The sequence below is a fragment of the Serratia grimesii NBRC 13537 genome (genome assembly GCF_001590905.1).
In the GTDB taxonomy this organism is placed as follows: Bacteria; Pseudomonadota; Gammaproteobacteria; order Enterobacterales; family Enterobacteriaceae; genus Serratia; species Serratia grimesii.
Genome location: NZ_BCTT01000008.1, coordinates 104479 through 127691, shown reverse-complemented (window position 1 = coordinate 127691; position 23213 = coordinate 104479). Strand labels below are relative to the sequence as shown.

The following is a 23213-nucleotide window of genomic DNA, read 5'->3' as shown; positions in this document are numbered from 1 at the left end:
AACCCCTACGTTGAACGCTTTATTCGTCCGGATTTTCGGCGATAAAGCGTTCTGCGTCTTCAACCATAGATTTGGTGCCGACGAAGAACGGTGCACGCTGGTGCAGTTTCACCGGGGTAATGTCCAAAATACGGTTTTTACCGTCACTGGCTTTGCCACCGGCTTGTTCTGCCAGGAACGCCATCGGGTTGCATTCATACAGCAGACGCAGCTTGCCTTGTGGGTGGCTAGCGGTGCTTGGATAAATGTAGATGCCGCCTTTCAGCAGGTTGCGGTGGAAGTCGGCAACCAGTGAACCGATGTAGCGGGAGGTGTAAGGACGTTGTGTTGCTTCGTCTTGTTCTTGGCAATACTTGATGTATTTTTTCACACCGCGCGGGAACTTGATGTAGTTACCTTCGTTGATGGAATACATATTGCCAGTGGCTGGGAAGCGCACTTTCTCATGGGACAGGCAGAACACGCCCAGAGACGGATCGTAAGTAAAGGCATGCACGCCATAACCGGTGGTGTACACCAGCATGGTGGATGAACCATAAACTACGTAGCCAGCAGCGACCTGAGCACTGCCCGGTTGCAGGAAGTCTTCTTCGGTCACCGGAATGCCTACCGGGGTAATGCGACGATAGATAGAGAAAATCGTACCGACCGAGACGTTGACATCAATATTGGACGAACCGTCCAATGGATCCATCAGTACCACATACTTGGCATTTTCAGCCCGCTCGCCGTCGAATATCACGATTTCATCTTCTTCTTCGGAAGCGATACCCGCAACTTCACCGCGCGCTTTCAACGCCGCTTTCAGCTTTTCATTGGCGTACAGGTCCAGTTTCATCTGAACTTCACCCTGTACATTGGAAACGCCGCTGGTGCCCAGAATATCAACCAGACCCGCTTTGTTGATATCGCGGTGGATGATTTTGGCGCCCAGTTTAATTGCAGAAAGTAGCGCAGTCAGCTCGCCGGTGGCGTGAGAGAAGTCGTGCTGTTTCTCGACGATAAATTCGCCTAACGTTTTCATGACACAATCCCTGAATCTACGGATGGGTAGCGGTTTGTTAACATACCGCCAACGTATTCGCGAGCAGTGTAGCCCAAAGATGAGCGCTATTCATAGGCAAATCCATTTCTTCTGGACGATTCTGGGCGTTAGAATAAGCCAACATTCGACGTACTCTATGAGAAAACTATGCGCATTCACATTCTTGGGATCTGTGGCACCTTTATGGGCGGGCTAGCGGTGCTGGCACGTTCGCTAGGGCATGAGGTGACCGGCTCTGACGCTAATGTCTATCCGCCGATGAGCACGCTGTTGGAAAAAGAAGGGATCGAACTGATCCAAGGCTACGATCCTGCTCAGTTGGATCCCATGCCGGATCTGGTGATCATTGGTAACGCCATGACACGCGGCAACCCCTGTGTTGAAGCGGTACTGGAGCAGGGGATCCCTTACGTTTCTGGCCCACAGTGGTTGCATGACTATGTGCTGCGCGATCGCTGGGTACTGGCCGTTGCCGGGACTCACGGTAAGACGACCACTGCCGGTATGGCAACCTGGATCCTTGAAGTCTGCGGATATAAACCGGGCTTTGTGATCGGCGGTGTTCCTGGCAACTTTGACGTTTCTGCTCGCTTGGGCGACAGCCCGTTCTTTGTGATCGAAGCTGACGAGTATGACTGCGCGTTCTTCGACAAGCGTTCCAAGTTTGTGCATTACAGCCCACGTACGCTGATCATGAATAATCTGGAGTTTGATCATGCCGATATCTTCGATGATCTGAAAGCAATCCAGAAACAGTTCCATCATTTAGTGCGTTTGGTGCCAGGCAAGGGCAAAATTATTTTGCCTGACAACGACAATCACTTGAAACAGGTGATGGCGATGGGCTGCTGGAGCGAGCAGGAGCTGGTCGGGGAAGAAGGCGCATGGCGTGCACAGAAGCTAACACCGGACGCCAGCCATTATGCGGTATTCCTTAATGGTGAGCAGGTGGGGGAAGTTAAGTGGTCGCTGGTGGGTGAACACAACATGCATAATGGTTTAATGGCCATTGCCGCTACGCGCCATGTTGGTGTGATGCCTGCGGATGCTTGCCGTGCGCTCGGTGATTTCGTCAATGCGCGCCGCCGTCTGGAATTACGTGGTGAAGCCCATGGTGTGACGGTCTATGATGACTTTGCCCATCACCCAACGGCTATCTTGGCGACCCTGGCCGCGCTGCGTGGCAAGGTCGGCGGTACTGCCCGAATTCTTGCCGTGCTTGAGCCCCGTTCCAATACCATGAAAATGGGCATCAGCAAGAACGACCTGGCCCCGTCGCTGGGCCGTGCCGATGAAGTATTCCTGTTCCAGCCGCACCATATCCCCTGGCAGGTGGCGGAAGTGGCCGAAGCCTGCGTGCAGCCAGCCCATTGGAGTGCCGATCTCGACACGTTGGTAGAGATGATTGTGAAAACGGCCCAGCCGGGTGACCATATTCTGGTGATGAGTAACGGCGGTTTCGGCGGTATCCACGATCGCCTGTTGGAGGCTCTGGCTCACAAGTCGGAACCGAAAGTCACCTATTGATAATATAGGGTGGCGTTAAAAACCTTTCTAAGGGCCGGCAGCGGCCCTTTTTTGCGCATAAAAAAGCCCTCGCGAGCGAGGGCAACGGGGTTCGTCGGATAGGACGACGAAGCTTCTTCAGGGAATCAGTGCTTACGACAGAACTCGGCAGTGGCAGTGACGAGGGTAATCAGTTCGGTAAGCATGTCCTCTGAATTGTTATTTATAGATTTCGGCAGTCGCATGCCAGTTGCCGTTTTCGTAGGCTTCGATCACGCGGTAGGCTTTAGCGCCTTGTTTGTCAGCCTTGTCAGACAGTGCCTGACGAATATCGGAAGGCGCGCCGGTAATGCCGCTGACGGTAATGGTACCGGCAGACTGAAGATTATTGGCCTGGTCATTTGTGATTAACGCAGCGGCAGAAGCACCGAAGGAAACAACTGACAGCAGGCTGAGTGCGACGAGGGTAGTTTTCATGCTCATGATATTAAGTCCTGTTGCGATAACCGCCTGGAAGGGCTTTTTCAGCGTTTTTATACTTGAAGGCTGTTATCGGGGTACTGGGTTCCAGAGTTCTATTGCCCGTTTCCGGGTAACGCCTTGTACTTATTTATAAATTTCTGCGGTAGCGTGGAAGTTGCCTTCGTTACGCGCTTCAATTACACGGTAAGCGGTTGCCCCTTTGGCATCGGCTTTCTCAGACAGTGCCTGACGGATGTCGGAAGGTGCACCGGCTACGCCGCTAACGGTAATTGTGCCTGCAGCCTGCATTTTTTCTGCTTGGCTTGCATCAACAGATTGTGCTGCAAATGCGCCGAAAGAAAGCATGGACAGAACGCTCATGGTTGCAATGGTAGCTTTAATTTTCATGGTTTGACCTCATCGTATTCTTTTATCAGTTCCAGTGAACTGTGATTTACGTCACGGAAATGAGTATACATCTAGTAACGCTAAAAATTAATAGTTAGCTAACAGTTTCTAGTGAAACTTTATTATGGAGTCACTCATTTTTTATAACTAAAAGGAATAAAAACAGGTTATAAAACGATCTTTTGATGTTAAATTTATGTAATTTCAATAAGGTAAGTTCTTTTGACCAAAAGTGCGGAAGATTGCAGTAGCTATCACTGGCTACACAGAAATGTCATTGAAAAGTGTTGTGGCGCGAAGGAAATCTAGAGTTATACGTGGTAGGGGATGAAGGGAACGTAAGGATAGGGTTAAAGAAACGCTAACAAAACGCGACGGCTAGCCGCATTTTGTTAGCGTTAAGCATCATAACTCTTGTTCAAACAGCGTCAGGATGGCTTCGTATAACTGGCGCGCGGTAAAACTGCTGGCTGGGGTAACAAAAATAGTGTCGTCACCGGCAATGGTGCCCAGGATCCCTTCGGATTTCCCTAATGAATCCAACAAACGGGCAATTAACTGTGCTGCGCCAGGGCTGGTATGGATGACGACCACGGCATCATTATGGTCGACATCAAGCACCAGGTTCTTCAGCGGGCTGGTGGTGGTCGGCACACCGAGTTCTGCTGGAAGGCAATACACCATTTCCATCTTGGCATTGCGCGTACGCACTGCGCCGAACTTGGTCAGCATGCGCGATACTTTGGATTGGTTGATGTTTTCGAAGCCTTCTTCTTGCAGCGCCAAAACGATCTCGCCTTGAGAACTGAATTTTTCTTCTTTCAATAACGCTTTAAACGCTTTGATCAGATCTTCCTGCTTTGCGGGATTACGCATTTTGCACCGTAGAATGTTGACAATGGAAGTGATTATTATGCATATAAATGAATTTTTATGCAATAAAAGGACGCCCAGGAAAAACAATAATGCCCGGACAATGAGGAAAGGGCGGCATTTTAACAAAATCCGTACCCCATGAATATGCCCTTTCAGTGACCTAAAAGTCGTCTGTGGTGGTAAAGAAAATGTTATTAAAATGATGTTGTTCTGATGTTATGTAAGGGTGTAATGTAACCGCCGGTTAACTTGCTCGTGAATAACCTCGCAATATTTTTGATTAGTGTGCGCTATGCCCTTAATGCGTAAGCTATTTAATCTAAAATGAGCGCGACATCGGTTGTTTTATTGCGCCAGTTCTCAAACGAACTGTTAAGAGATTGTTTTTAAAGGTGTAATAATCTAAGGTCCGTAACAAACATATTCACGGCGCTTTATATATTTAAGATAATAAAGGAGTATAGGATGAAAGTTGCAGTTCTCGGTGCTGCTGGCGGTATTGGCCAGGCCCTCGCCCTTCTACTCAAAACCCAGCTTCCTTCAGGTTCTGAACTCTCTCTCTACGACATTGCCCCTGTGACTCCAGGCGTTGCCGTCGATTTAAGCCACATCCCTACCGCAGTTAAAATCAAAGGCTTCAGTGGCGAAGACGCAACGCCAGCTCTGCATGGCGCAGACGTTGTGTTGATTTCTGCCGGTGTTGCACGTAAGCCAGGTATGGACCGTTCAGATCTGTTCAACGTGAACGCGGGTATCGTGCGTAATCTGATTCAGCAAGTGGCAACAACCTGCCCGAAAGCCTGCATCGGCATTATTACCAACCCGGTTAACACCACCGTGGCTATCGCAGCAGAAGTGCTGAAGAAAGCCGGCGTGTATGACAAAAACAAATTGTTCGGCGTCACCTCGCTGGACATTATCCGTTCTAACACCTTCGTAGCTGAGCTGAAAGGCAAGCAGCCAGAAGAGTTGAACGTGCCAGTTATCGGTGGGCACTCTGGTGTGACCATTCTGCCACTGTTGTCACAGATCCCTGGCGTGAGCTTTACCGAGCAGGAAGTGGCTGATCTGACCAAACGCATTCAGAATGCGGGTACCGAAGTCGTTGAAGCCAAAGCCGGTGGCGGGTCTGCAACGCTGTCAATGGGTCAGGCAGCGGCACGTTTCGGCCTGTCCCTGGTTCGTGCGCTGCAAGGCGAAAAAGGCGTGGTGGAATGTGCTTATGTGGAAGGTGATGGCAAATATGCTCGCTTCTTCGCACAGCCGCTGGTGCTGGGTAAAAACGGCGTTGAAGAACGCAAAGACATCGGCACTCTGAGCGCATTCGAGCAGAAAGCGCTGACAGACATGCTGGATGTGCTGCATAAAGATATTGAACTGGGCGAAAAGTTTATCAATAACTGATCAACCAACGACGTAAGAGTATGCATAAGCCGCCGGACAAGGTTCCGGCGGTTTTTTTATGCCTGCGGTTATGACCGAATGCGCGCTTTTCGATCCAGCAGATTATGGGTATGTGGATCGAAATAACGGCTTGGCCAGATCTCTGCAGGGTGTATGTCGAGACTTTCGGCAATTAACCATTCCCCTTTTGGCCAGGGGCGTGACAATGCATTTGCCAATGTTGATGAGCTAAGCCCCGCTTTGCGCGATACCGCTGCCAGTGTTGTCCCCTTCTTACGTAAAGCCGCAATGATATCCGCCGGGTGCCAGTCCTTGTTCTCTGAGTTCATGTTTGCATTCCTTTTTTTGATTAGCGAAAGTTCTGTTAGTGGTATAACTAACAGGTCAAGATTAATCGTTTAAACAACATGAATCGCTTATGCGGAAACTAGCATACCACTAAGTTTCTAAAAAAATACCCCAATAGTTTCCAAAAAAAGATATTTGCCAACTTTCCCAGAGATCATGGCTATGAAAAAAGAGTGGTTTGCCGCCAAGGAACTGACAGGCGTGGCAGGGTTACCTTCCTCACCACAGGGAATAAATTTGATGGCGCGCCGTGAAGGCTGGACCAGCCGACGCCGTAAAGGCGTACAAGGCAAGGCGCTGGAATATCATATCGACAGCTTGCCGAATAACACACGTAATCTTCTGATATTGAAAGAAGACTCTGCGCATTATGACGTTGAACGTCAGGATCCACTTACGGTGTGGATTGAGTATTTCTATCACCTGACAGAGAGCGAGCGTGAGAAAGTATTGACGTTCTTGATGCGTGAAGGGATCGGTGGCCTGTTGGCGAGAATCTTACCGGAGAAATGAGCAGACCCGCAGAGCGGGTCTGTGGAAACAGCAGATGTTTATTGTTTCTTAAAAATCACGTTGAACCGCAAGGTGTGCCAATCCTTCCAGCGCGGTGCGATGGGATGATTCTGGCAGGACCTGCAGTGCGGCAATGGCCTTGTCGGCTTCTTCCTCCGCGCGCTGGCGCGTGTATTCCAGCGAGCCGCATTGCTGCATGGCTTTTAGTACGGGTTCCAGCAAATGACGGCCGTTGCCTTGTTCAATTGCACCGCGGATCATGGCTTTCTGCTCGCCTTCACTATTATGCATGGCGTGCAGCAACGGCAATGTCGGCTTCCCTTCGTTGAGATCGTCACCGGTATTTTTACCCAGGGTGCTGCCATCGGCGCTGTAATCGAGCAGATCGTCGATCAGCTGGAAGGCGGTACCAAGATAGCGACCGTAATCCTGCAGTGCTTTTTCTTCTGCAACGCTTGCGTCTGAGAGGATTGCCGAAGATTGCGCTGCTGCTTCAAACAGGCGTGCGGTTTTGCTGTAGATCACCCGCATGTAGCTTTCTTCGGTGATATCCGGATCGTTCACGTTCATTAACTGCAGTACTTCGCCTTCTGCAATGACGTTAACGGCTTCGGACATCAGCGCCAACACGCGGAGAGATTCCAGGCTCGTCATCATCTGAAAAGCACGTGTATAGATGAAGTCGCCTACCAACACACTGGCGGCATTGCCGAAGGCGGCATTGGCTGTTGCCTTGCCGCGACGCATGTCGGATTCGTCCACCACGTCATCATGTAGCAAGGTGGCGGTGTGAATGAATTCGATCAGCGCAGCAACGGTAATGTGTTTATCACCCTGATAATGCAAAGCCCGGGCCGCCAGAACGGCGATCATCGGGCGGATGCGCTTACCGCCACCACTGATAATGTAATAGCCAAGCTGATTGATGAGCGTGACATCAGAATTCAGCTGTTCGAGAATTGTTGCGTTCACGGCCGCCATATCTTGCGCGGTTAACTCGGTAATTTGCTCTAGGTTCATTGTATTTTTTTCAGCTGTGTTTCTCTTCACCGCGTTGAGATCGCTGCTCACATCGGTACATGGCGGTAACTGTCCCCCTGATTGTACTTGAAAAACGGTTCAGATAAACGCCATGAAAGAAACTGTGCTTTTTTTCTTCTTTTTTCTGCTTCTGGTCTTATTCTGCTCTTGTCATATGCGGGATTATTGCGTAGAATTCGCGCCCTATTGTGAATATTTATAGCGCGCTCTGTACTAAACAGTTGGGCACGCGGAAAGCGGAGTTTTATATGTACGCGGTTTTCCAAAGTGGTGGTAAACAACACCGAGTAAGCGAAGGTCAAACCGTTCGCTTGGAAAAGCTGGACATCGCAACTGGTGAAGCTGTTGAGTTTGACCAGATTCTGATGATCGCTAATGGCGAAGATATCAAAATCGGCGTTCCTTACGTCGATGGCGGTAAGATCAAAGCTGAAGTAGTTGCTCACGGTCGTGGCGAGAAAATTAAGATCGTTAAGTTTCGTCGTCGTAAGCACCATCGTAAGCAGCAGGGCCACCGTCAGTGGTTCACTGACGTTAAAATCACCGGCATCAGCGCTTAAGTTAGGGGAGCAGATTAATGGCACACAAAAAGGCTGGCGGCTCGACTCGTAACGGTCGCGATTCAGAAGCTAAACGTCTGGGCGTAAAACGCTTTGGCGGCGAAGCAGTACTGGCAGGCAGCATCATCGTTCGTCAGCGCGGCACTAAATTCCACGCTGGTACCAACGTGGGTTGCGGCAAAGACCACACTCTGTTTGCTTTGAAAGACGGTAAAGTCAAATTCGAAGTTAAAGGCCCGAGCAATCGTAAATTCATCAGCATCGAAGCTGAATAATTTTTCGAGCCTTACTAAATAGATGTAAGCCCCGCAATTCGTTGCGGGGCTTTTTACATTCTAGGGTGTTGGGCTGCTTGCATGCAGACCCGTTAGCGCTGGCAAAGGTAAGATGGAAACGAAACAGCAGGTCGGAATTGGCATTTCTCTGGCGGTGACTACAGCGGTTTGCTGGGGCGCATTGCCAATTGCGATGAAAGAAGTGCTGGTAGTGATGGAGCCGTTTACCATCGTTTGGTATCGCTTTACCATTGCTGCGCTTGGGCTGGGTCTTATTTTAGCCGTGCGCGGCAGGCTGCCGCCAGTGACCCTGTTTCGTCAACCGCGCTGGTTGCTGATTCTGGCTATCGCTACAGCGGGCCTGCTGGGGAACTTCATTTTCTTCAGCTCTTCGCTGCAGTATCTCAGCCCGACAGCATCGCAGGTGATCGGCCAACTGTCACCGGTCGGCATGATGTTTGCCAGCGTACTGATTTTAAAAGAGCGCATGCGCATCACTCAGGTGATAGGCGCGTTGATGCTGATTTTTGGGTTGTTGTTATTTTTTAACGTCAGCCTGATTGAGATTTTCACTCGCCTGACAGATTACACCCTTGGGGTGCTGCTGGGCGTGTGTGCGGCGATGGTGTGGGTCACTTATGGCGTTGCGCAGAAAGTGTTGCTGCGCCGATTAGCCTCGCCGCAAATACTGGTAATGTTGTACACTTTATGTGCAATAGCCTTATTTCCTCTGGCTAAGCCAGAGGTGATTTTTCAGCTCAGCGGCTGGCAATTAGCCTGCTTGCTGTTCTGTGGCGCCAACACGCTGATTGGCTATGGTGCGCTGGCGGAAGCAATGGCGCGCTGGCAGGCGGCGCAGGTGAGTGCGTTAGTGACGCTGACACCGCTGTTTACCCTGCTTTTTTCAGATTTATTGGCGTTGGCTTGGCCACACGTATTCGCCGCCCCGACATTAAATGTCGTTGGCTATGTCGGTGCTTTCGTGGTGGTAGCGGGCGCCATGTTTTCCGCAATAGGTCACCGTTGGTGGCCGCGACGGGCAGAAACCCGCCTGGTTGCTCCTTTGAAGCAGCCCGGTGAATGATTTACGGAGACGGTAAATGAAGTTTGTAGATGAAGCAGCGATTTTGGTCGTTGCAGGTGACGGTGGTAATGGTTGCGTCAGCTTCCGCCGCGAAAAATATATCCCGAACGGCGGACCAGATGGTGGTGACGGCGGCGATGGCGGCGACGTCTATTTGTTGGCGGACGAAAACCTCAACACGCTGATCGACTACCGCTTTGAGAAATCTTTCCGCGCCGAACGTGGTCAGAACGGCCAAAGCCGTGACTGTACAGGTAAGCGTGGTAAAGACATTACGATCAAAGTCCCTGTCGGCACCCGTGTGCAAGATCAAGGCACTGGCGAAATCCTCGGCGACATGACCCGCCATGGTCAGCTTCTGATGGTCGCGAAAGGGGGTTGGCATGGTTTAGGCAATACCCGTTTTAAATCATCAGTTAACCGCGCCCCACGCCAGAAAACGCTGGGTACCGCTGGCGAAGCGCGCGACATCTTGCTGGAGCTGCTGCTGCTGGCCGATGTGGGCATGCTCGGTTTGCCAAATGCCGGTAAGTCGACGTTCATCCGTGCAGTATCCGCCGCCAAGCCGAAAGTAGCTGACTATCCGTTTACCACGCTGGTACCAAGCCTGGGTGTGGTACGTATGGATCACGAACAAAGCTTCGTGGTTGCCGATATCCCAGGGTTGATCGAAGGTGCTTCTGACGGTGCTGGGCTGGGTATTCGCTTCCTGAAGCATCTGGAACGCTGCCGCGTATTGCTGCATTTGGTGGATATCGCTCCTATCGATGAATCTGATCCGGTAGAAAATGCCAAAATCATCATCAATGAGTTGAATCAATACAGCGCAAATCTGGCAGATAAGCCACGCTGGCTTGTTTTCAACAAGATTGATGTGATTGGTGAGGAAGAAGCGGCCGTGCGTGCCAAGGCGATTGCAGAGAGCATGGGCTGGGAAGGCAAGTACTACATGATCTCCGCCGTTAATCGCGAAGGCGTCAACGCGCTGTGTTGGGATGTGATGAAGTTTATCAATAGCCAACCGAAGGCGATGGCGATCGAAGAGAGCGCGCCGGAGAAAGTCGAGTTCATGTGGGATGATTATCACCGTGAACAACTCGCAGAAGTGGAAGCTGAAGCGGATGACGACTGGGATGATGACTGGGACGAAGATGACGACGAAGGCGTCGAAATCGTTTACCAGAAGTAATCTTGTGAAGAGAAGGGCTCAGTTAACACTGGGCCCTTTTTTATCGACGTTACTTGTTCAGCACGTTTTCCGGTAGCCAGCATTGGGCATTTAGCCCACTGCTATCCTGACGGTTTTCCATCGTCAAGCGTCCTTGATGCAGTTGTACGATACGGGTCACTATATTTAGCCCCAATCCACTGCCGCCGTACCGCTGGTCCATACGACGAAACGCCTGGGTGAGCTCGCCCACCATTTTCTCTTTAATGCCGGGACCTTCATCAATCACTTGTAGCAAATAACCGTGTTTCTGCGCGGCAAGTTGTACCCGAATGTTGCTGCCTTTTGGGCTGTAACGATGGGCATTTTCCACCAAATTACGCAGCAAGAGGCGCAACAGTACTGGGTCACCGTGAACCGGCGCGGTTTCAGGCAGCTGCCATTGCAGTTTTTGTTCACGCTGTGCGACCAATTCTTCGAGCTCTTCCTGCAGGGGTTGGATTACGTTGTTTACCCAGTCGAACTGTTGGTAGTGGCCGCTGGCAAAATCTTGTCCGGCGCGCGCGAGCATCAGTAATTGTTCGACGGTGTGCATCAGTTGGTCAATGCGGGCAATTAACGGACCGCTTTGCGGAATACCCTGTTTTTCCATGAGTTCCAGATGCAGCCGGATCCCCGCCAGCGGCGTGCGCAGTTCGTGTGCGGCATCGGCAGTAAAAAGCCGTTCTTGCTGGATAGTGTTATCTAGTCGTGAGAACAGTTGGTTGAGTGTGGTGGTAACCGCCATCATTTCAAGACTGTCACTGTTGAGCGGGAGTGGTGTCAGGTTATCGGCGGAACGCTTCTCCAGTCGTTCCTGGAGTTGATTAAGTGGTCGGATAATCCAACTGATAGCCCAAAATGAGGCCAGCAGAGTGACTATCATCATGATTAACGAAGGAGCAAGTAGCGAGGCTATGGCTTCGGCGATCTCCGTATCGACACGTTCGGTGCGAACTTTAGCCGACAAGGTTTCATCTACCAGGAAGCTGATTTGCTCCTGACTTTCGTGCCAGAGCCAAAAGGCGCTAATGAGCTGGGTGACCAAAAGGATCAGCGCCAGCATCAGTAACAGACGGCGGCGCATGCTGATCATGATGAAGACTCCAGGCGGTAGCCGATACCACGCACGGTACGGATACGGTCCTTACCTAATTTGCGGCGCAGGTTATGAATATGAACTTCTAGCGTGTTAGAGCCCAAATCATCCTGCCAGGTATAAAGATCCTGCTGTAACAATTCGCGATTGACCGTTTGGCCGGCGCGCATCATCAGGCGTGACAGGATGGCAAATTCTTTCGGTGTGACTTCCACCGGTTGCTGCTGAACATACACCTGTTGGCTGGAAAGATTGAGCTGGAGATCATCCAACTGCATAAGATTGTCACTGTGGCCCTGATAGCGACGAATAAGGGCACGTACACGCGCTTGCAGTTCAACCAATGCGAAGGGCTTCACCAGATAATCGTCAGCACCGGCGTCTAGCCCATCTACACGGTCTTCAAGGGCATCGCGAGCCGTAAGGATGAGTACCGGTAAGTCGACTTGTTGACGGCGCCACTGCCGCAGCAGGCTGGCGCCATCCATGTCAGGCAGGCCCAAATCGAGGATGATCATGCTGTACTGGCTAGTGATGAGCAGGGCGCTGGCTTCCGCCGCCGTGGCGGCGCAGTCGCAGGCATAGCCTTCCCCAGCTAATGCCAGCGACAATCCTTGTTGCAGGAGCTCATCGTCTTCCACAATCAGCAGTTTCATCATTATCCTCAGTTATTCTGATAAATATCCCGGTACAGGCGGCTTTCAAAACGCACCAGCGGAGCGCGGCGCTGTTTTTGATCTTCCGGCGGTACGGCATAACCTGACAGATACTGTACGAATGCAAAGCGCTGACCGCTGGCGGTCGTAATAAACCCGGCCAGATTATATACGCCTTGCAGCGCACCGGTTTTTGCAGAAACCTTACCGTCAACACCGGCTTCGTGTAACCCGCCGCGGTAGCGCAGGGTACCGTCGTAGCCCGACAGCGGCAGCATCGAAATAAAGTTCAGCTCATTGTCATGCTGCGCAATGTACTGAAGTGCCTGCATCATGGTCGCTGGGGCCAGCAGGTTATGGCGTGACAGGCCTGAACCGTCCACCACGATGCTGTTGCCCAAATCGACACCGGCTTTCTGACGAAGTACCTGACGTACAGCATCAGCACCGGCACGCCAGGTTCCTGGGACACCAAAGCGTTCATGCCCGATCGTCCGGAACACGGTATCGGCGATCATGTTGTCCGACTTCTTCAGCATGATCTTCAGTAGTTCGTGTAGTGGTGCCGACTGCGCTTGTGCGATCACGGTCCCTTTAAGGCCCGGCTGGGTCTGGCGCTTCAGGTGACCGTCGATCTGTATGCCAGCCTGTGTCAGCTCATCTTTCAGGATGGCTCCGGCATAGCTGGCGCCATCCTGGATGGCGAAGGCCAACGGCAGTGGATCGCTACGTTGGGTCAGGCAGCCGGTCAGAGTAAAGCGATTTAGCTCACCGGGTACAACATCCAGCTCACAGTATTGAGCGTCTGGCGACCCTTTAGCCAGTGTACGAACCTGGCTGAACATATTGACCGGGTAATAAGAGGCCACGCGAATAAAAGCCATATCGCCCGGATTTGGCGCGCTGTACAGCGACACCGAGAAACAGTTTCGGTCGACAATCGCGGCTGCCGGCGGTGCGCTAAAACACTGCGTCAGGTCGTTCCACGGCCAACCAGGGGCTTTATCATGGCTGGCGAATACTGACGTATCGACCAGCACATCACCGGTAATTTGGCGCACACCCTGCTTTTTCAGGATGGCGACCATATTGCGCAGACTCTGGCGCTTAAAGGTCGGATCGCCGCTGAAGCGAGCAATCAAATTGCCGCGCAGTACGCCGTCGCTGATATCACCTTGGCTCTCCAGCGTGGTCGTGAAGCGGTAATCGGGGCCGAGCTGCAATAATGCAGCCAGCGCGGTCAGTACTTTTTGGGTACTGGCCGGTAACGCCATTTGCTGTGAATGATAATCGATGGTCGGCGTATCGGCGCCGATCTTCTGAACTACCAGGGCAAGGTTGGCCCCATCAGGCAAATATTGTGTGTAATCTTCAACCGGGGCCGCATTCGCATTTAGAACAAATGCGCAAGCCAATGCACTGACAATTCGTGAAAAACGCATAATCTCGGTATAACAGCTGGATAACGTGCCGTCATACTACGGTGCATTCAGGGAAAAAGTAAACGATGACCCTCAAGGAACTCTACGCTAAAATGCGTATCAAAATGCAAAATCGATCCTGACTTGGGCAACTGTTCCGAGTCAGGCTTCTTTTGTTTATCGCCTGGAGGCGGCGGGCATGTACCCTCCGTTTTTTCATACGAACACGTCAGGATGACGGCTATTTGAACAGGAAAGATTTAGAGGTATTTACACGATGAAACAGATTCCGATGACCTTGTTTGGCGCTGAAAAACTGCGCGAAGAGCTCGAATATTTGAAAGGCGTGCGCCGTCCGAAAATCATTGCGGATATCGCTGACGCCCGTGAACACGGCGATTTGAAAGAAAACGCAGAGTACCATGCCGCTCGTGAGCAGCAAGGGTTCTGTGAAGGGCGTATTCAGGAAATTGAAGCCAAGTTGTCGAACGCGCAGGTGATCGACATCACCAAGATGCCAAATAATGGCCGCGTGATTTTTGGCTCCACCGTTTCGGTGATGAACCTGGATAGCGAAGAAGAAGTGACTTACCGCATCGTTGGTGACGATGAAGCCGATTTCAAGAAAAATCTGATTTCGGTTAATTCTCCAATGGCGCGCGGTTTGATCGGTAAAGAACAAGACGATGTGGTCGTGATAAAAACACCGGGCGGCGATGTCGATTATGAGATCTTGAAGGTTGAATATCTCTGAACATTCGCTATTCGTTCAGAAATTCGCCAGGGTTTTGTAAAGAAAGGAAAAAGGCCGCACGCGGCCTTTTATCTGAATCAGGTGCATGGCACCTTTTCGTTAACCCAATGCTTATTAACGCGGTAGACTGATCTTGCGCTCTTTAGATGGGCGGTAAAGAATAAGAGTACTGCCGATAACTTGTACGTTGCAGGCACCCGTTTCACGCACGATAGCGTCGGCGATCAGGGTTTTGGTTTCGCGATCTTCAGCAGCGATTTTTACCTTGATCAGCTCATGATGTTCCAGAGCCTGTTCAATTTCAGCCAGCACCCCTTCGGTGAGACCGTTATTACCCAGCATGACAACCGGTTTTAACGGATGCGCCAGGCCTTTCAGGTGCTGTTTTTGTTTATTATTCAGATTCATTGTCTTTTTTGCTTAAGTTGGGATTGAAAACGGTACATTCTACCGCCATCTCATGTATATCACCAAATCGGTCTTCACCGGTGTGAGTCTACATGAGCAGCGAACCTGACATTAAGACTCTTTTTATGATAGTTGGAAAACGAGATGGCTAATAAAAAGCGTTCTGCTAGCTCCAGTCGCTGGTTACAAGAACACTTTAGCGATAAATATGTGCAACAGGCGCAGAAAAAAGGGCTGCGTTCGCGCGCCTGGTTTAAACTTGATGAAATACAGCAGAGTGACAAACTGTTTAAACCCGGCATGACCGTAGTGGACTTAGGTGCGGCACCGGGCGGTTGGTCGCAATATGTCGTGACCCAGATCGGCGGTTCCGGCCGCATTATCGCCTGTGATATTTTGCCAATGGATCCTATCGTTGGCGTCGATTTCCTTCAGGGCGATTTTCGTGATGAACTGGTGCTCAAGGCTCTGTTGGAACGTGTAGGTGAAAGCAAGGTTCAGGTAGTCATGTCTGACATGGCTCCGAATATGAGTGGCACTCCGGCCGTCGATATTCCAAGATCGATGTATCTGGTGGAATTAGCACTGGGAATGTGTCGTGATGTCCTCGCACCAGGCGGAAGTTTCCTGGTGAAGGTGTTCCAGGGAGATGGTTTTGACGAGTACCTACGGGAAATTCGCTCCCTGTTTACGAAGGTTAAGATTCGTAAGCCAGACGCTTCCCGCGCACGTTCGCGCGAAGTGTACATTGTAGCGACAGGGCGCAAGCTGTAGTACCCTAACGCTGTTTGTTAACACAGTTGTAATATGAGGTTAATCCCTTGAGTGACATGGCGAAAAACCTAATTCTCTGGTTAGTCATCGCGGTAGTGTTGATGTCTGTATTCCAGAGCTTTGGGCCCAGCGAGTCGAATGGCCGTAGGGTGGATTACTCTACCTTCATGTCCGAACTGACCCAAGATCAGGTTCGCGAAGCGCGAATCAACGGACGTGAAATTAACGTTACCAAGAAAGACAGTAACAAATACACGACCTACATCCCTGTCAACGATCCTAAGCTGTTGGATACGTTGTTAACCAAGAATGTGAAAGTTGTTGGTGAACCGCCTGAAGAGCCGAGTTTGCTGGCTTCTATCTTTATTTCATGGTTCCCGATGTTGTTGCTGATCGGAGTCTGGATCTTCTTCATGCGGCAAATGCAGGGCGGCGGCGGCAAGGGCGCGATGTCCTTTGGCAAGAGCAAGGCCCGCATGCTGACCGAAGACCAGATCAAAACCACGTTTGCTGACGTTGCAGGTTGTGACGAAGCAAAAGAGGAAGTGAGCGAACTGGTTGAATACCTGCGCGAGCCGAGCCGTTTCCAGAAGTTGGGCGGTAAGATCCCTAAAGGTGTGCTGATGGTTGGCCCTCCAGGGACCGGTAAAACGCTGCTGGCGAAAGCTATCGCCGGTGAGGCAAAAGTGCCGTTCTTCACCATCTCCGGTTCCGACTTCGTTGAAATGTTTGTCGGTGTTGGTGCTTCTCGTGTGCGTGACATGTTCGAGCAGGCGAAAAAAGCAGCGCCATGCATCATCTTTATCGATGAAATCGACGCCGTCGGGCGCCAGCGTGGCGCCGGTCTGGGTGGTGGTCACGATGAACGTGAACAAACGCTGAACCAGATGCTGGTTGAAATGGACGGCTTTGAAGGCAACGAAGGCATTATCGTCATCGCTGCAACTAACCGTCCAGACGTGCTTGACCCAGCGTTGCTGCGTCCAGGTCGTTTCGACCGTCAGGTGGTTGTTGGCTTGCCAGACGTACGTGGTCGTGAACAGATCCTTAAGGTGCATTCACGTCGTGTGCCATTGGCTCCAGATGTTGATGCCTCTGTGCTTGCACGTGGTACCCCGGGCTTCTCGGGTGCTGATTTGGCTAACCTGGTCAATGAAGCCGCACTGTTTGCTGCCCGTGGCAATAAACGAGTCGTGTCGATGGTTGAGTTTGAAAAAGCCAAAGACAAGATCATGATGGGTGCGGAACGTCGCTCCATGGTGATGACTGAAGCGCAGAAAGAGTCAACCGCGTATCACGAAGCAGGCCACGCCATTATCGGCCGTCTGGTTCCTGAGCACGATCCGGTACACAAGGTAACCATTATTCCTCGTGGCCGTGCATTGGGTGTGACCTTCTTCCTGCCGGAAGGGGACGCGATTAGCGCCAGCCGTCAGAAGCTGGAGAGCCAAATCTCTACTCTGTATGGCGGTCGCTTGGCTGAAGAGATCATTTACGGACCAGAGAAAGTCTCTACCGGTGCGTCGAACGACATTAAAGTGGCGACCTCGATTGCCCGCAATATGGTGACCCAATGGGGCTTCTCCGAGAAGCTGGGGCCACTGTTGTATGCGGAAGAAGAGGGCGAAGTGTTCTTGGGCCGTTCCGTCGCCAAGGCTAAACACATGTCTGACGAAACTGCGCGCATCATCGACCAGGAAGTTAAATCCCTGATCGAACGCAACTACATCCGTGCGCGTGCGTTATTGATGGAAAACATGGACATCCTGCATTCAATGAAGGATGCCCTGATGAAGTATGAAACCATCGATGCGCCACAGATCGACGATCTGATGAACCGTAAAGACGTGCGTCCGCCAGCGGGTTGGGACGATGCGGGTAAAGGCAGCAACTCCGACAATGGTGGCACACCAAAAGCCCCAACGCCGGTTGATGAGCCGCGTACGCCAAACCCAGGCAATACCATGTCTGAACAGCTAGACAAGTAACTTTAGCTGTGTAATAACATCGAACCCCGGCATGCCGGGGTTTTTTATTGCCCGGTGGGCAGTAAACCAGGCAATCAGGCAATAGTAAGGTGAATTAGCCATGCAGCTAACCGTGCGAGACATGACTCTCGATCTTTCCCATCCAAGGGTGATGGGGATCCTCAATGTAACTCCGGATTCTTTTTCTGACGGCGGCAAGCACAACCAGCTCAATCAGGCGTTGCTACATGCACATGCACTGATTTCGGCCGGTGCGACCATGATTGATGTGGGTGGTGAGTCGACCAGACCGGGGGCGGCAGAGGTCAGTGAAGAGGAAGAGATCGCACGCGTAGTGCCGGTAGTCGAAGCGATTGCTCAGCGTTTTGAAGTCTTTATCTCTGTGGATACCTCGAAAGCTGGGGTGATCCGTGAGTCGGCTCAGGCGGGCGCGCATCTGATCAACGACGTTCGCTCTTTGCAGGAGCCGGGTGCGCTGGCGGCGGCGGCAGAAAGTGGCCTGCCGGTGTGCCTGATGCACATGCAAGGGGAACCGCGCACCATGCAGCAGGCGCCGCACTACGATGACCTTATCGGCGATGTGCACGCATTTTTCCAACGGCATATCGAGCGTTGTCATGCTGCCGGAATTACAAATCAGAAATTGCTGCTCGACCCAGGATTCGGTTTCGGTAAGAATTTAGCGCACAATTATCAGCTTCTGGCCAGATTGTCAGAGTTTCATCGCTTCGGCCTGCCGTTACTGGTAGGGATGTCGCGCAAGTCGATGATTGGACAACTGCTGAATGTACCGCCTGATCAGCGGGTCATCGGCAGCGTGGCCTGTGCGGTGATCGCCGCCATGCAGGGCGCACAGATTGTCAGAGTGCATGACGTTAAAGAAACCGTCGAGGCGATGCGTGTCGTCGAGGCAACACTTTCAGCTAAGGGATGACAGAGACATGAGCGAGCGCAAATATTTTGGTACTGACGGCATTCGTGGCAAGGTCGGTGATAGCCCGATTACCCCTGATTTCGTTCTGAAGCTTGGCTGGGCGGCGGGTAAGGTATTGGCACGCCATGGTTCACGTAAAATTATCATCGGCAAAGATACCCGCATTTCCGGCTACATGCTGGAGTCTGCGTTGGAAGCGGGTCTCGCCGCTGCAGGTTTGTCTGCCTCCTTCACGGGCCCAATGCCGACGCCGGCGGTAGCCTATCTGACGCGGACCTTCCGTGCAGAAGCCGGTATTGTGATCTCGGCATCGCATAACCCGTTTTACGATAATGGCATTAAATTCTTCTCCATTGACGGGGCGAAACTGCCGGATCATGTTGAAGAAGCTATTGAAGCCGAAATGGAAAAGCCGCTGACCTGTGTAGAATCCTCAGAATTGGGTAAGGCTAGCCGAATCATCGATGCCGCTGGTCGTTATATCGAGTTCTGTAAAGGTACCTTCCCGAGTGAACTGAGCCTGAAGGGCCTGAAAATTGTGGTGGACTGCGCCAACGGCGCGACTTATCACATTGCTCCGAGTGTTCTGCGCGAACTGGGCGCCACGGTGATTGCTATCGGCGTTGAGCCGGATGGCATGAACATCAATGAAAAGTGCGGCGCAACAGACGTTCGTCAATTGCAGGAACGCGTGCTGTTGGAAAAGGCACATGTCGGTCTGGCGTTTGATGGCGATGGTGACCGCGTGATGATGGTGGATCACCTGGGCAACAAGGTTGATGGCGACCAGATTCTCTACATCATTGCCCGTGAAGGGCTGCGTCAGGGGCAACTGCGCGGTGGCGCCGTCGGCACGTTGATGAGCAACATGGGGCTGGAGCTGGCACTGAAACAGCTGGGTATCCCGTTTGCGCGCGCCAAAGTAGGCGACCGCTATGTACTCGAAAAGCTGCAGGAGCTGGGCTGGCGCATCGGCGCGGAAAACTCTGGCCACGTGATCTTGCTGGACAAAACCACTACGGGTGACGGTATTGTCGCCGGTTTGCAGGTGCTGACCGCTATTGTTCGCAATAGCATGAGTCTGCATGATTTGTGCAGCGGCATGAAATTGCTGCCACAGATTCTGGTCAATGTGCGTTTTGTCGGTGAACACAATCCGCTGGAGTCCGAGGAAGTGCGCAAAGTCACCGAGCAGGTTGAAACTGAATTGGCTGGTCGTGGCCGCGTCCTGTTGCGTAAATCTGGCACTGAACCACTGATCCGCGTGATGGTAGAAGGCGAAGATGAGCAGCAGGTGACTGCGCTGGCGCATCGTATTGCCGACGCGGTGAAGTCTGCAGGTTAATTGGTCATTACTGCGTTCGGGGCACTTAGCGCCCCCGGAAATCACAGCCTGCGCATTTTATTGGTGTTTTTTTCTGCAAACGCGCCGGTGGCTGCAAATTGCCCTTGCGCGGTTTGGCGCCTTTGGTTAGTATTCACACCCGCTTCAGTGGGCAGTTTGATATAACGCCTGCGACTTCTTATTAGAAAAGAAGCCTATGGGGTGTGAAGCATTTGGCACGCGGTGAAGCCGCAAGGATACGGGTACAACTATGTACGAAGCTCTTCTGGTAATTTTCCTGCTGATCTCAATCGGGCTGGTAGCTCTGATTATGCTGCAGCAAGGTAAAGGCGCTGATATGGGAGCCTCATTCGGAGCAGGTGCATCTGGCACATTGTTCGGTTCGAGTGGTTCCGGCAACTTCATGACCCGCATGACGGCTGTGCTGGCGACGTTGTTCTTCGTCATCAGTCTGATCCTGGGCAATCTGAGCACCAACCAGAGCAAGAAAGGCAGCGAGTGGGAAAATTTGGGTCAGCCAGTGAAATCTGAGCAGACTACCGCGCCGGCAGCACCAACCAAGCCGAGCAGCGATATCCCGCAGTAAGCGCCAGGCAGTAACAGAGTTTGAAAACGGTTGTTGTTACCTCGATATAAATAACAGCCGTTAGCAGTAAGAATCAGTACCGAGGTGGTGGAATTGGTAGACACGCTACCTTGAGGTGGTAGTGCCCTAACGGGCTTGTGGGTTCGAGTCCCATCCTCGGTACCAAATCCCAGAGATAACTTGCAATTTTGCGATTATCGGCGTAATATTTGCCACGTTTTCGGACGCGGGGTGGAGCAGCCTGGTAGCTCGTCGGGCTCATAACCCGAAGGTCGTCGGTTCAAATCCGGCCCCCGCAACCACTTTCCTTTAAGTGTTTATTTTCAAATACACTTTTCGATTGAATTCCGCTTTTCTCGATCAACATTTGAAAATGACACTTGTTAGAAAGTCGCACCGAAGCCGCTTAGCGGCAAACAGGGTCCAGTTGCATAAAGCCCCGAATTTTCGGGGTTTTTTGTTATTTGGCAACAGAATCACTGGGCTATTAGGCCCTTTTTTTATGTCTTGGGGGTGGGCTTGTCCACATTAGAGCAAAAATTAACAGAGATGCTTTCGGCACCGGTAGAAGCGTTGGGCTTTGAACTTGTAGGCATCGAATTTATTCGTGCGCGCCAATCGACGCTCCGTATCTATATTGATAGTGAAAACGGCATCAATGTTGACGATTGTGCTGATGTCAGCCACCAGGTCAGCGCTGTATTGGACGTTGAAGAGCCAATCACAGTCGCTTACAACTTGGAAGTCTCCTCTCCTGGCCTTGATCGCCCGATGTTCACCGCAGAGCACTATACTCGTTTCCTCGGTGAAGAAGTCAGCCTGGTCCTGCGCATGGCCGTACAGAACCGTCGCAAATGGCAGGGCATTATTAAGTCTGTCGATGGCGAGATGATCACGGTTACTGTGGAAGGGAAAGATGAAGTGTTCGCGCTGAGCAATATCCAGAAAGCGAACCTGGTACCCCACTTTTAAAGTTTGGATGAGGCAACTAGGATGAATAAAGAGATTCTGGCTGTTGTTGAAGCTGTTTCCAATGAAAAATCCCTTCCGCGTGAGAAGATTTTCGAAGCGCTGGAAACCGCATTAGCCACCGCCACCAAGAAAAAATACGAGCAGGAAATCGAAGTTCGCGTCAGCATTGATCGCAAAACGGGTGATTTCGATACCTTCCGCCGTTGGGTCGCCGTAGATGAAGTGACTCAGCCAACGCGTGAAATCACGCTGGAAGCTGCACAGTATGAAGAGCCAGGCATTGAGCTGGGCGGGTACATCGAAGATCAGATTGAGTCTGTTACCTTTGACCGTATCACTACTCAGACCGCAAAACAGGTTATCGTACAGAAAGTACGCGAAGCTGAGCGCGCCATGGTTGTTGATGCTTTCCGCCAGCACGAAGGTGAAATCGTCACCGGCGTGGTGAAAAAAGTTAACCGTGACAGCATTGCGCTGGATCTGGGTAGCAACGCTGAAGCAGTGATTGGTCGTGAAGACATGCTGCCACGCGAAAACTTCCGTCCGGGCGACCGCATCCGCGGCATCCTGTACGCTGTTCGTCCTGAAGCCCGTGGTGCACAGCTGTTTGTCAGCCGCTCCAGCGCTGAGATGCTGAAAGAACTGTTCCGCATCGAAGTACCGGAAATCGGCGAAGAAGTTATTGAAATTAAAGCGGCAGCCCGTGATCCTGGCTCCCGTGCAAAAATTGCAGTGAAAACCAACGATAAGCGTATCGACCCTGTCGGTGCTTGCGTCGGTATGCGCGGTGCGCGCGTTCAGGCCGTTTCGAGTGAGCTCGGCGGTGAGCGTATCGACATCATCCTGTGGGATGATAACCCAGCGCAGTTCGTCATCAACGCTATGGCGCCGGCAGACGTTGCCTCGATCGTTGTTGATGAAGATAATTGCACTATGGATATCGCCGTTGAAGCCAGCAATCTGGCACAGGCGATCGGCCGTAATGGCCAAAACGTGCGTTTGGCATCCCAGCTGTTAAAACAACATCGTGACGATGACCGTTGGGAACTGAACGTGATGACGGCGGACGATCTGCAGGCCAAGCACCAGGCCGAAGCTCATGCCGCCATTGATACCTTCACCAAACATCTTGATATTGACGAAGATTTCGCCACCGTACTGGTTGAAGAAGGCTTCTCTACTCTGGAAGAGTTGGCTTACGTGCCAATCAAAGAGTTGCTGGAAATCGACGGTCTGGATGAAGATATGGTTGAAGCGTTGCGCGATCGCGCCAAAGCTGCATTGACCACGCTGGCCCTGGCACAAGAAGAAAGCCTGGGCGACCAAAAACCTGCTGACGATTTGCTCAACCTGCCGGGTCTTGAGCGCAGCATGGCCTTTAAACTGGCCGCGCGTGGGGTTTGTACGCTGGAAGATCTTGCCGAGCAGGGTGTTGACGATCTGGCTGATATTGAAGGGCTTAGCGATGAGCAAGCCGGCGAGCTGATTATGGCCGCACGTAATATCTGTTGGTTTGGCGACAACGCGTAATAAACTGTAGCAGGAAG

The 23213-nt window shown here is 51.7% G+C and carries 25 protein-coding genes and 2 tRNA genes; 17 read left to right on the top strand and 10 right to left on the bottom strand.

The genetic code is table 11. The features are described 5' to 3' along the window. Positions 1-19: 19 nt before the first annotated feature. Complete coding sequence (gene fbp, locus SGR01S_RS11390) at positions 20-1024, bottom strand: class 1 fructose-bisphosphatase (RefSeq protein WP_012004925.1); 1005 nt, start codon at positions 1022-1024, stop codon at positions 20-22. Positions 1025-1192: 168 nt separating this feature from the next. Here fbp and mpl point away from each other — a divergent pair, with 168 nt between their 5' ends. After that, positions 1193-2572 carry a UDP-N-acetylmuramate:L-alanyl-gamma-D-glutamyl-meso-diaminopimelate ligase gene (gene mpl, locus SGR01S_RS11385; protein WP_061807501.1) on the top strand — a complete coding sequence of 460 codons (1380 nt, stop codon included), beginning with the start codon at positions 1193-1195 and terminating at the stop codon, positions 2570-2572. 198 nt (positions 2573-2770) lie between these two features. On the opposite strand, the gene yhcN (SGR01S_RS11380) is transcribed toward mpl, so the two are convergent. The 3 genes from yhcN (SGR01S_RS11380) to argR all read right to left on the bottom strand — a co-directional run bounded on the left by yhcN (SGR01S_RS11380) (position 2771) and on the right by argR (position 4297). Next, on the bottom strand, positions 2771-3034 hold the full coding sequence (gene yhcN, locus SGR01S_RS11380; RefSeq protein WP_037423210.1) for a peroxide/acid stress response protein YhcN: 264 nt from the start codon (positions 3032-3034) through the stop codon (positions 2771-2773). A 123-nt stretch (positions 3035-3157) separates the two neighbouring features. Next, positions 3158-3421 carry a peroxide/acid stress response protein YhcN gene (yhcN, locus tag SGR01S_RS11375; RefSeq protein WP_037423207.1) on the bottom strand — a complete coding sequence of 88 codons (264 nt, stop codon included), beginning with the start codon at positions 3419-3421 and terminating at the stop codon, positions 3158-3160. A gap of 405 nt (positions 3422-3826) precedes the next feature. Beyond that, the gene (argR, locus tag SGR01S_RS11370; RefSeq protein ID WP_020824937.1) at positions 3827-4297 is read right to left on the bottom strand and encodes a transcriptional regulator ArgR; all 471 of its coding nucleotides are present in this window, start codon (positions 4295-4297) and stop codon (positions 3827-3829) included. A gap of 465 nt (positions 4298-4762) precedes the next feature. Between argR and mdh the strand changes: the two genes are divergently transcribed. Then, positions 4763-5701 (top strand): malate dehydrogenase, encoded by a 939-nt coding sequence (gene mdh, locus SGR01S_RS11365; protein ID WP_037423203.1) that lies wholly within the window; start codon positions 4763-4765, stop codon positions 5699-5701. A gap of 68 nt (positions 5702-5769) precedes the next feature. On the opposite strand, the gene SGR01S_RS11360 is transcribed toward mdh, so the two are convergent. After that, on the bottom strand, positions 5770-6030 hold the full coding sequence (locus SGR01S_RS11360; RefSeq protein WP_037423200.1) for a helix-turn-helix domain-containing protein: 261 nt from the start codon (positions 6028-6030) through the stop codon (positions 5770-5772). A gap of 181 nt (positions 6031-6211) precedes the next feature. On the opposite strand from SGR01S_RS11360, the gene SGR01S_RS11355 reads away from it, so the two are divergent. After that, complete coding sequence (locus tag SGR01S_RS11355) at positions 6212-6562, top strand: DNA-binding protein (protein WP_037423198.1); 351 nt, start codon at positions 6212-6214, stop codon at positions 6560-6562. 48 nt (positions 6563-6610) lie between these two features. Here SGR01S_RS11355 and ispB read toward each other — a convergent pair whose 3' ends face one another. Beyond that, on the bottom strand, positions 6611-7582 hold the full coding sequence (gene ispB, locus SGR01S_RS11350) for an octaprenyl diphosphate synthase (protein ID WP_037423195.1): 972 nt from the start codon (positions 7580-7582) through the stop codon (positions 6611-6613). Positions 7583-7851: 269 nt separating this feature from the next. Between ispB and rplU the strand changes: the two genes are divergently transcribed. The 4 genes from rplU to cgtA all read left to right on the top strand — a co-directional run bounded on the left by rplU (position 7852) and on the right by cgtA (position 10711). Continuing rightward, a complete protein-coding gene (rplU, locus tag SGR01S_RS11345; protein ID WP_037423192.1) occupies positions 7852-8163 on the top strand; it encodes a 50S ribosomal protein L21 in 312 nt (103 codons plus the stop codon). A 17-nt stretch (positions 8164-8180) separates the two neighbouring features. Next, positions 8181-8438, top strand: a complete 258-nt coding sequence (rpmA, locus tag SGR01S_RS11340) for a 50S ribosomal protein L27 (RefSeq protein ID WP_004933559.1) — start codon at positions 8181-8183, stop codon at positions 8436-8438. A gap of 112 nt (positions 8439-8550) precedes the next feature. Next, positions 8551-9522, top strand: a complete 972-nt coding sequence (locus SGR01S_RS11335; RefSeq protein ID WP_061807500.1) for a DMT family transporter — start codon at positions 8551-8553, stop codon at positions 9520-9522. Positions 9523-9538: 16 nt separating this feature from the next. Then, positions 9539-10711: an Obg family GTPase CgtA gene (gene cgtA, locus SGR01S_RS11330; protein WP_037423186.1), complete on the top strand. Its 1173-nt coding sequence runs from the start codon at positions 9539-9541 to the stop codon at positions 10709-10711. A gap of 49 nt (positions 10712-10760) precedes the next feature. Here cgtA and pmrB read toward each other — a convergent pair whose 3' ends face one another. From pmrB to dacB, 3 genes are read right to left on the bottom strand one after another with little or no spacing between them, the layout of a single operon-like run. Further along, entirely contained in the window at positions 10761-11825 is a 1065-nt protein-coding gene (gene pmrB, locus SGR01S_RS11325; protein ID WP_037423184.1) for a two-component system sensor histidine kinase PmrB, read from the bottom strand. Beyond that, a complete protein-coding gene (pmrA, locus tag SGR01S_RS11320; RefSeq protein WP_037423181.1) occupies positions 11822-12484 on the bottom strand; it encodes a two-component system response regulator PmrA in 663 nt (220 codons plus the stop codon). The genes pmrB and pmrA overlap by 4 nt, the downstream gene beginning before the upstream one ends. An 8-nt stretch (positions 12485-12492) precedes the next feature. After that, positions 12493-13926 (bottom strand): serine-type D-Ala-D-Ala carboxypeptidase, encoded by a 1434-nt coding sequence (dacB, locus tag SGR01S_RS11315; protein ID WP_061807499.1) that lies wholly within the window; start codon positions 13924-13926, stop codon positions 12493-12495. A 256-nt stretch (positions 13927-14182) separates the two neighbouring features. Here dacB and greA point away from each other — a divergent pair, with 256 nt between their 5' ends. Next, positions 14183-14659, top strand: coding sequence for a transcription elongation factor GreA (greA, locus tag SGR01S_RS11310; protein ID WP_037423174.1), 477 nt, complete (start codon positions 14183-14185; stop codon positions 14657-14659). Positions 14660-14773: 114 nt separating this feature from the next. On the opposite strand, the gene yhbY is transcribed toward greA, so the two are convergent. Continuing rightward, positions 14774-15067 carry a ribosome assembly RNA-binding protein YhbY gene (yhbY, locus tag SGR01S_RS11305; protein WP_004933536.1) on the bottom strand — a complete coding sequence of 98 codons (294 nt, stop codon included), beginning with the start codon at positions 15065-15067 and terminating at the stop codon, positions 14774-14776. A gap of 144 nt (positions 15068-15211) precedes the next feature. On the opposite strand from yhbY, the gene rlmE reads away from it, so the two are divergent. The 9 genes from rlmE to nusA all read left to right on the top strand — a co-directional run bounded on the left by rlmE (position 15212) and on the right by nusA (position 23196). After that, positions 15212-15841 carry a 23S rRNA (uridine(2552)-2'-O)-methyltransferase RlmE gene (rlmE, locus tag SGR01S_RS11300; RefSeq protein WP_012004940.1) on the top strand — a complete coding sequence of 210 codons (630 nt, stop codon included), beginning with the start codon at positions 15212-15214 and terminating at the stop codon, positions 15839-15841. 56 nt (positions 15842-15897) lie between these two features. Further along, positions 15898-17829: an ATP-dependent zinc metalloprotease FtsH gene (gene ftsH, locus SGR01S_RS11295; protein WP_037423171.1), complete on the top strand. Its 1932-nt coding sequence runs from the start codon at positions 15898-15900 to the stop codon at positions 17827-17829. Between the two features lie 100 nt (positions 17830-17929). Beyond that, complete coding sequence (gene folP, locus SGR01S_RS11290; protein WP_037423168.1) at positions 17930-18763, top strand: dihydropteroate synthase; 834 nt, start codon at positions 17930-17932, stop codon at positions 18761-18763. A 7-nt stretch (positions 18764-18770) separates the two neighbouring features. Beyond that, positions 18771-20108 carry a phosphoglucosamine mutase gene (gene glmM / locus SGR01S_RS11285; RefSeq protein WP_061807498.1) on the top strand — a complete coding sequence of 446 codons (1338 nt, stop codon included), beginning with the start codon at positions 18771-18773 and terminating at the stop codon, positions 20106-20108. A gap of 250 nt (positions 20109-20358) precedes the next feature. After that, positions 20359-20694 carry a preprotein translocase subunit SecG gene (gene secG / locus SGR01S_RS11280; protein WP_020824951.1) on the top strand — a complete coding sequence of 112 codons (336 nt, stop codon included), beginning with the start codon at positions 20359-20361 and terminating at the stop codon, positions 20692-20694. A 78-nt stretch (positions 20695-20772) separates the two neighbouring features. Further along, positions 20773-20859: transfer RNA gene (locus SGR01S_RS11275), tRNA-Leu, on the top strand. Between the two features lie 60 nt (positions 20860-20919). Then, positions 20920-20996, top strand: a tRNA-Met gene (locus tag SGR01S_RS11270). A 217-nt stretch (positions 20997-21213) separates the two neighbouring features. After that, entirely contained in the window at positions 21214-21666 is a 453-nt protein-coding gene (gene rimP, locus SGR01S_RS11265) for a ribosome maturation factor RimP (protein ID WP_004952852.1), read from the top strand. A gap of 21 nt (positions 21667-21687) precedes the next feature. Continuing rightward, entirely contained in the window at positions 21688-23196 is a 1509-nt protein-coding gene (nusA, locus tag SGR01S_RS11260; RefSeq protein ID WP_012004946.1) for a transcription termination factor NusA, read from the top strand. Positions 23197-23213 lie beyond the last annotated feature (17 nt).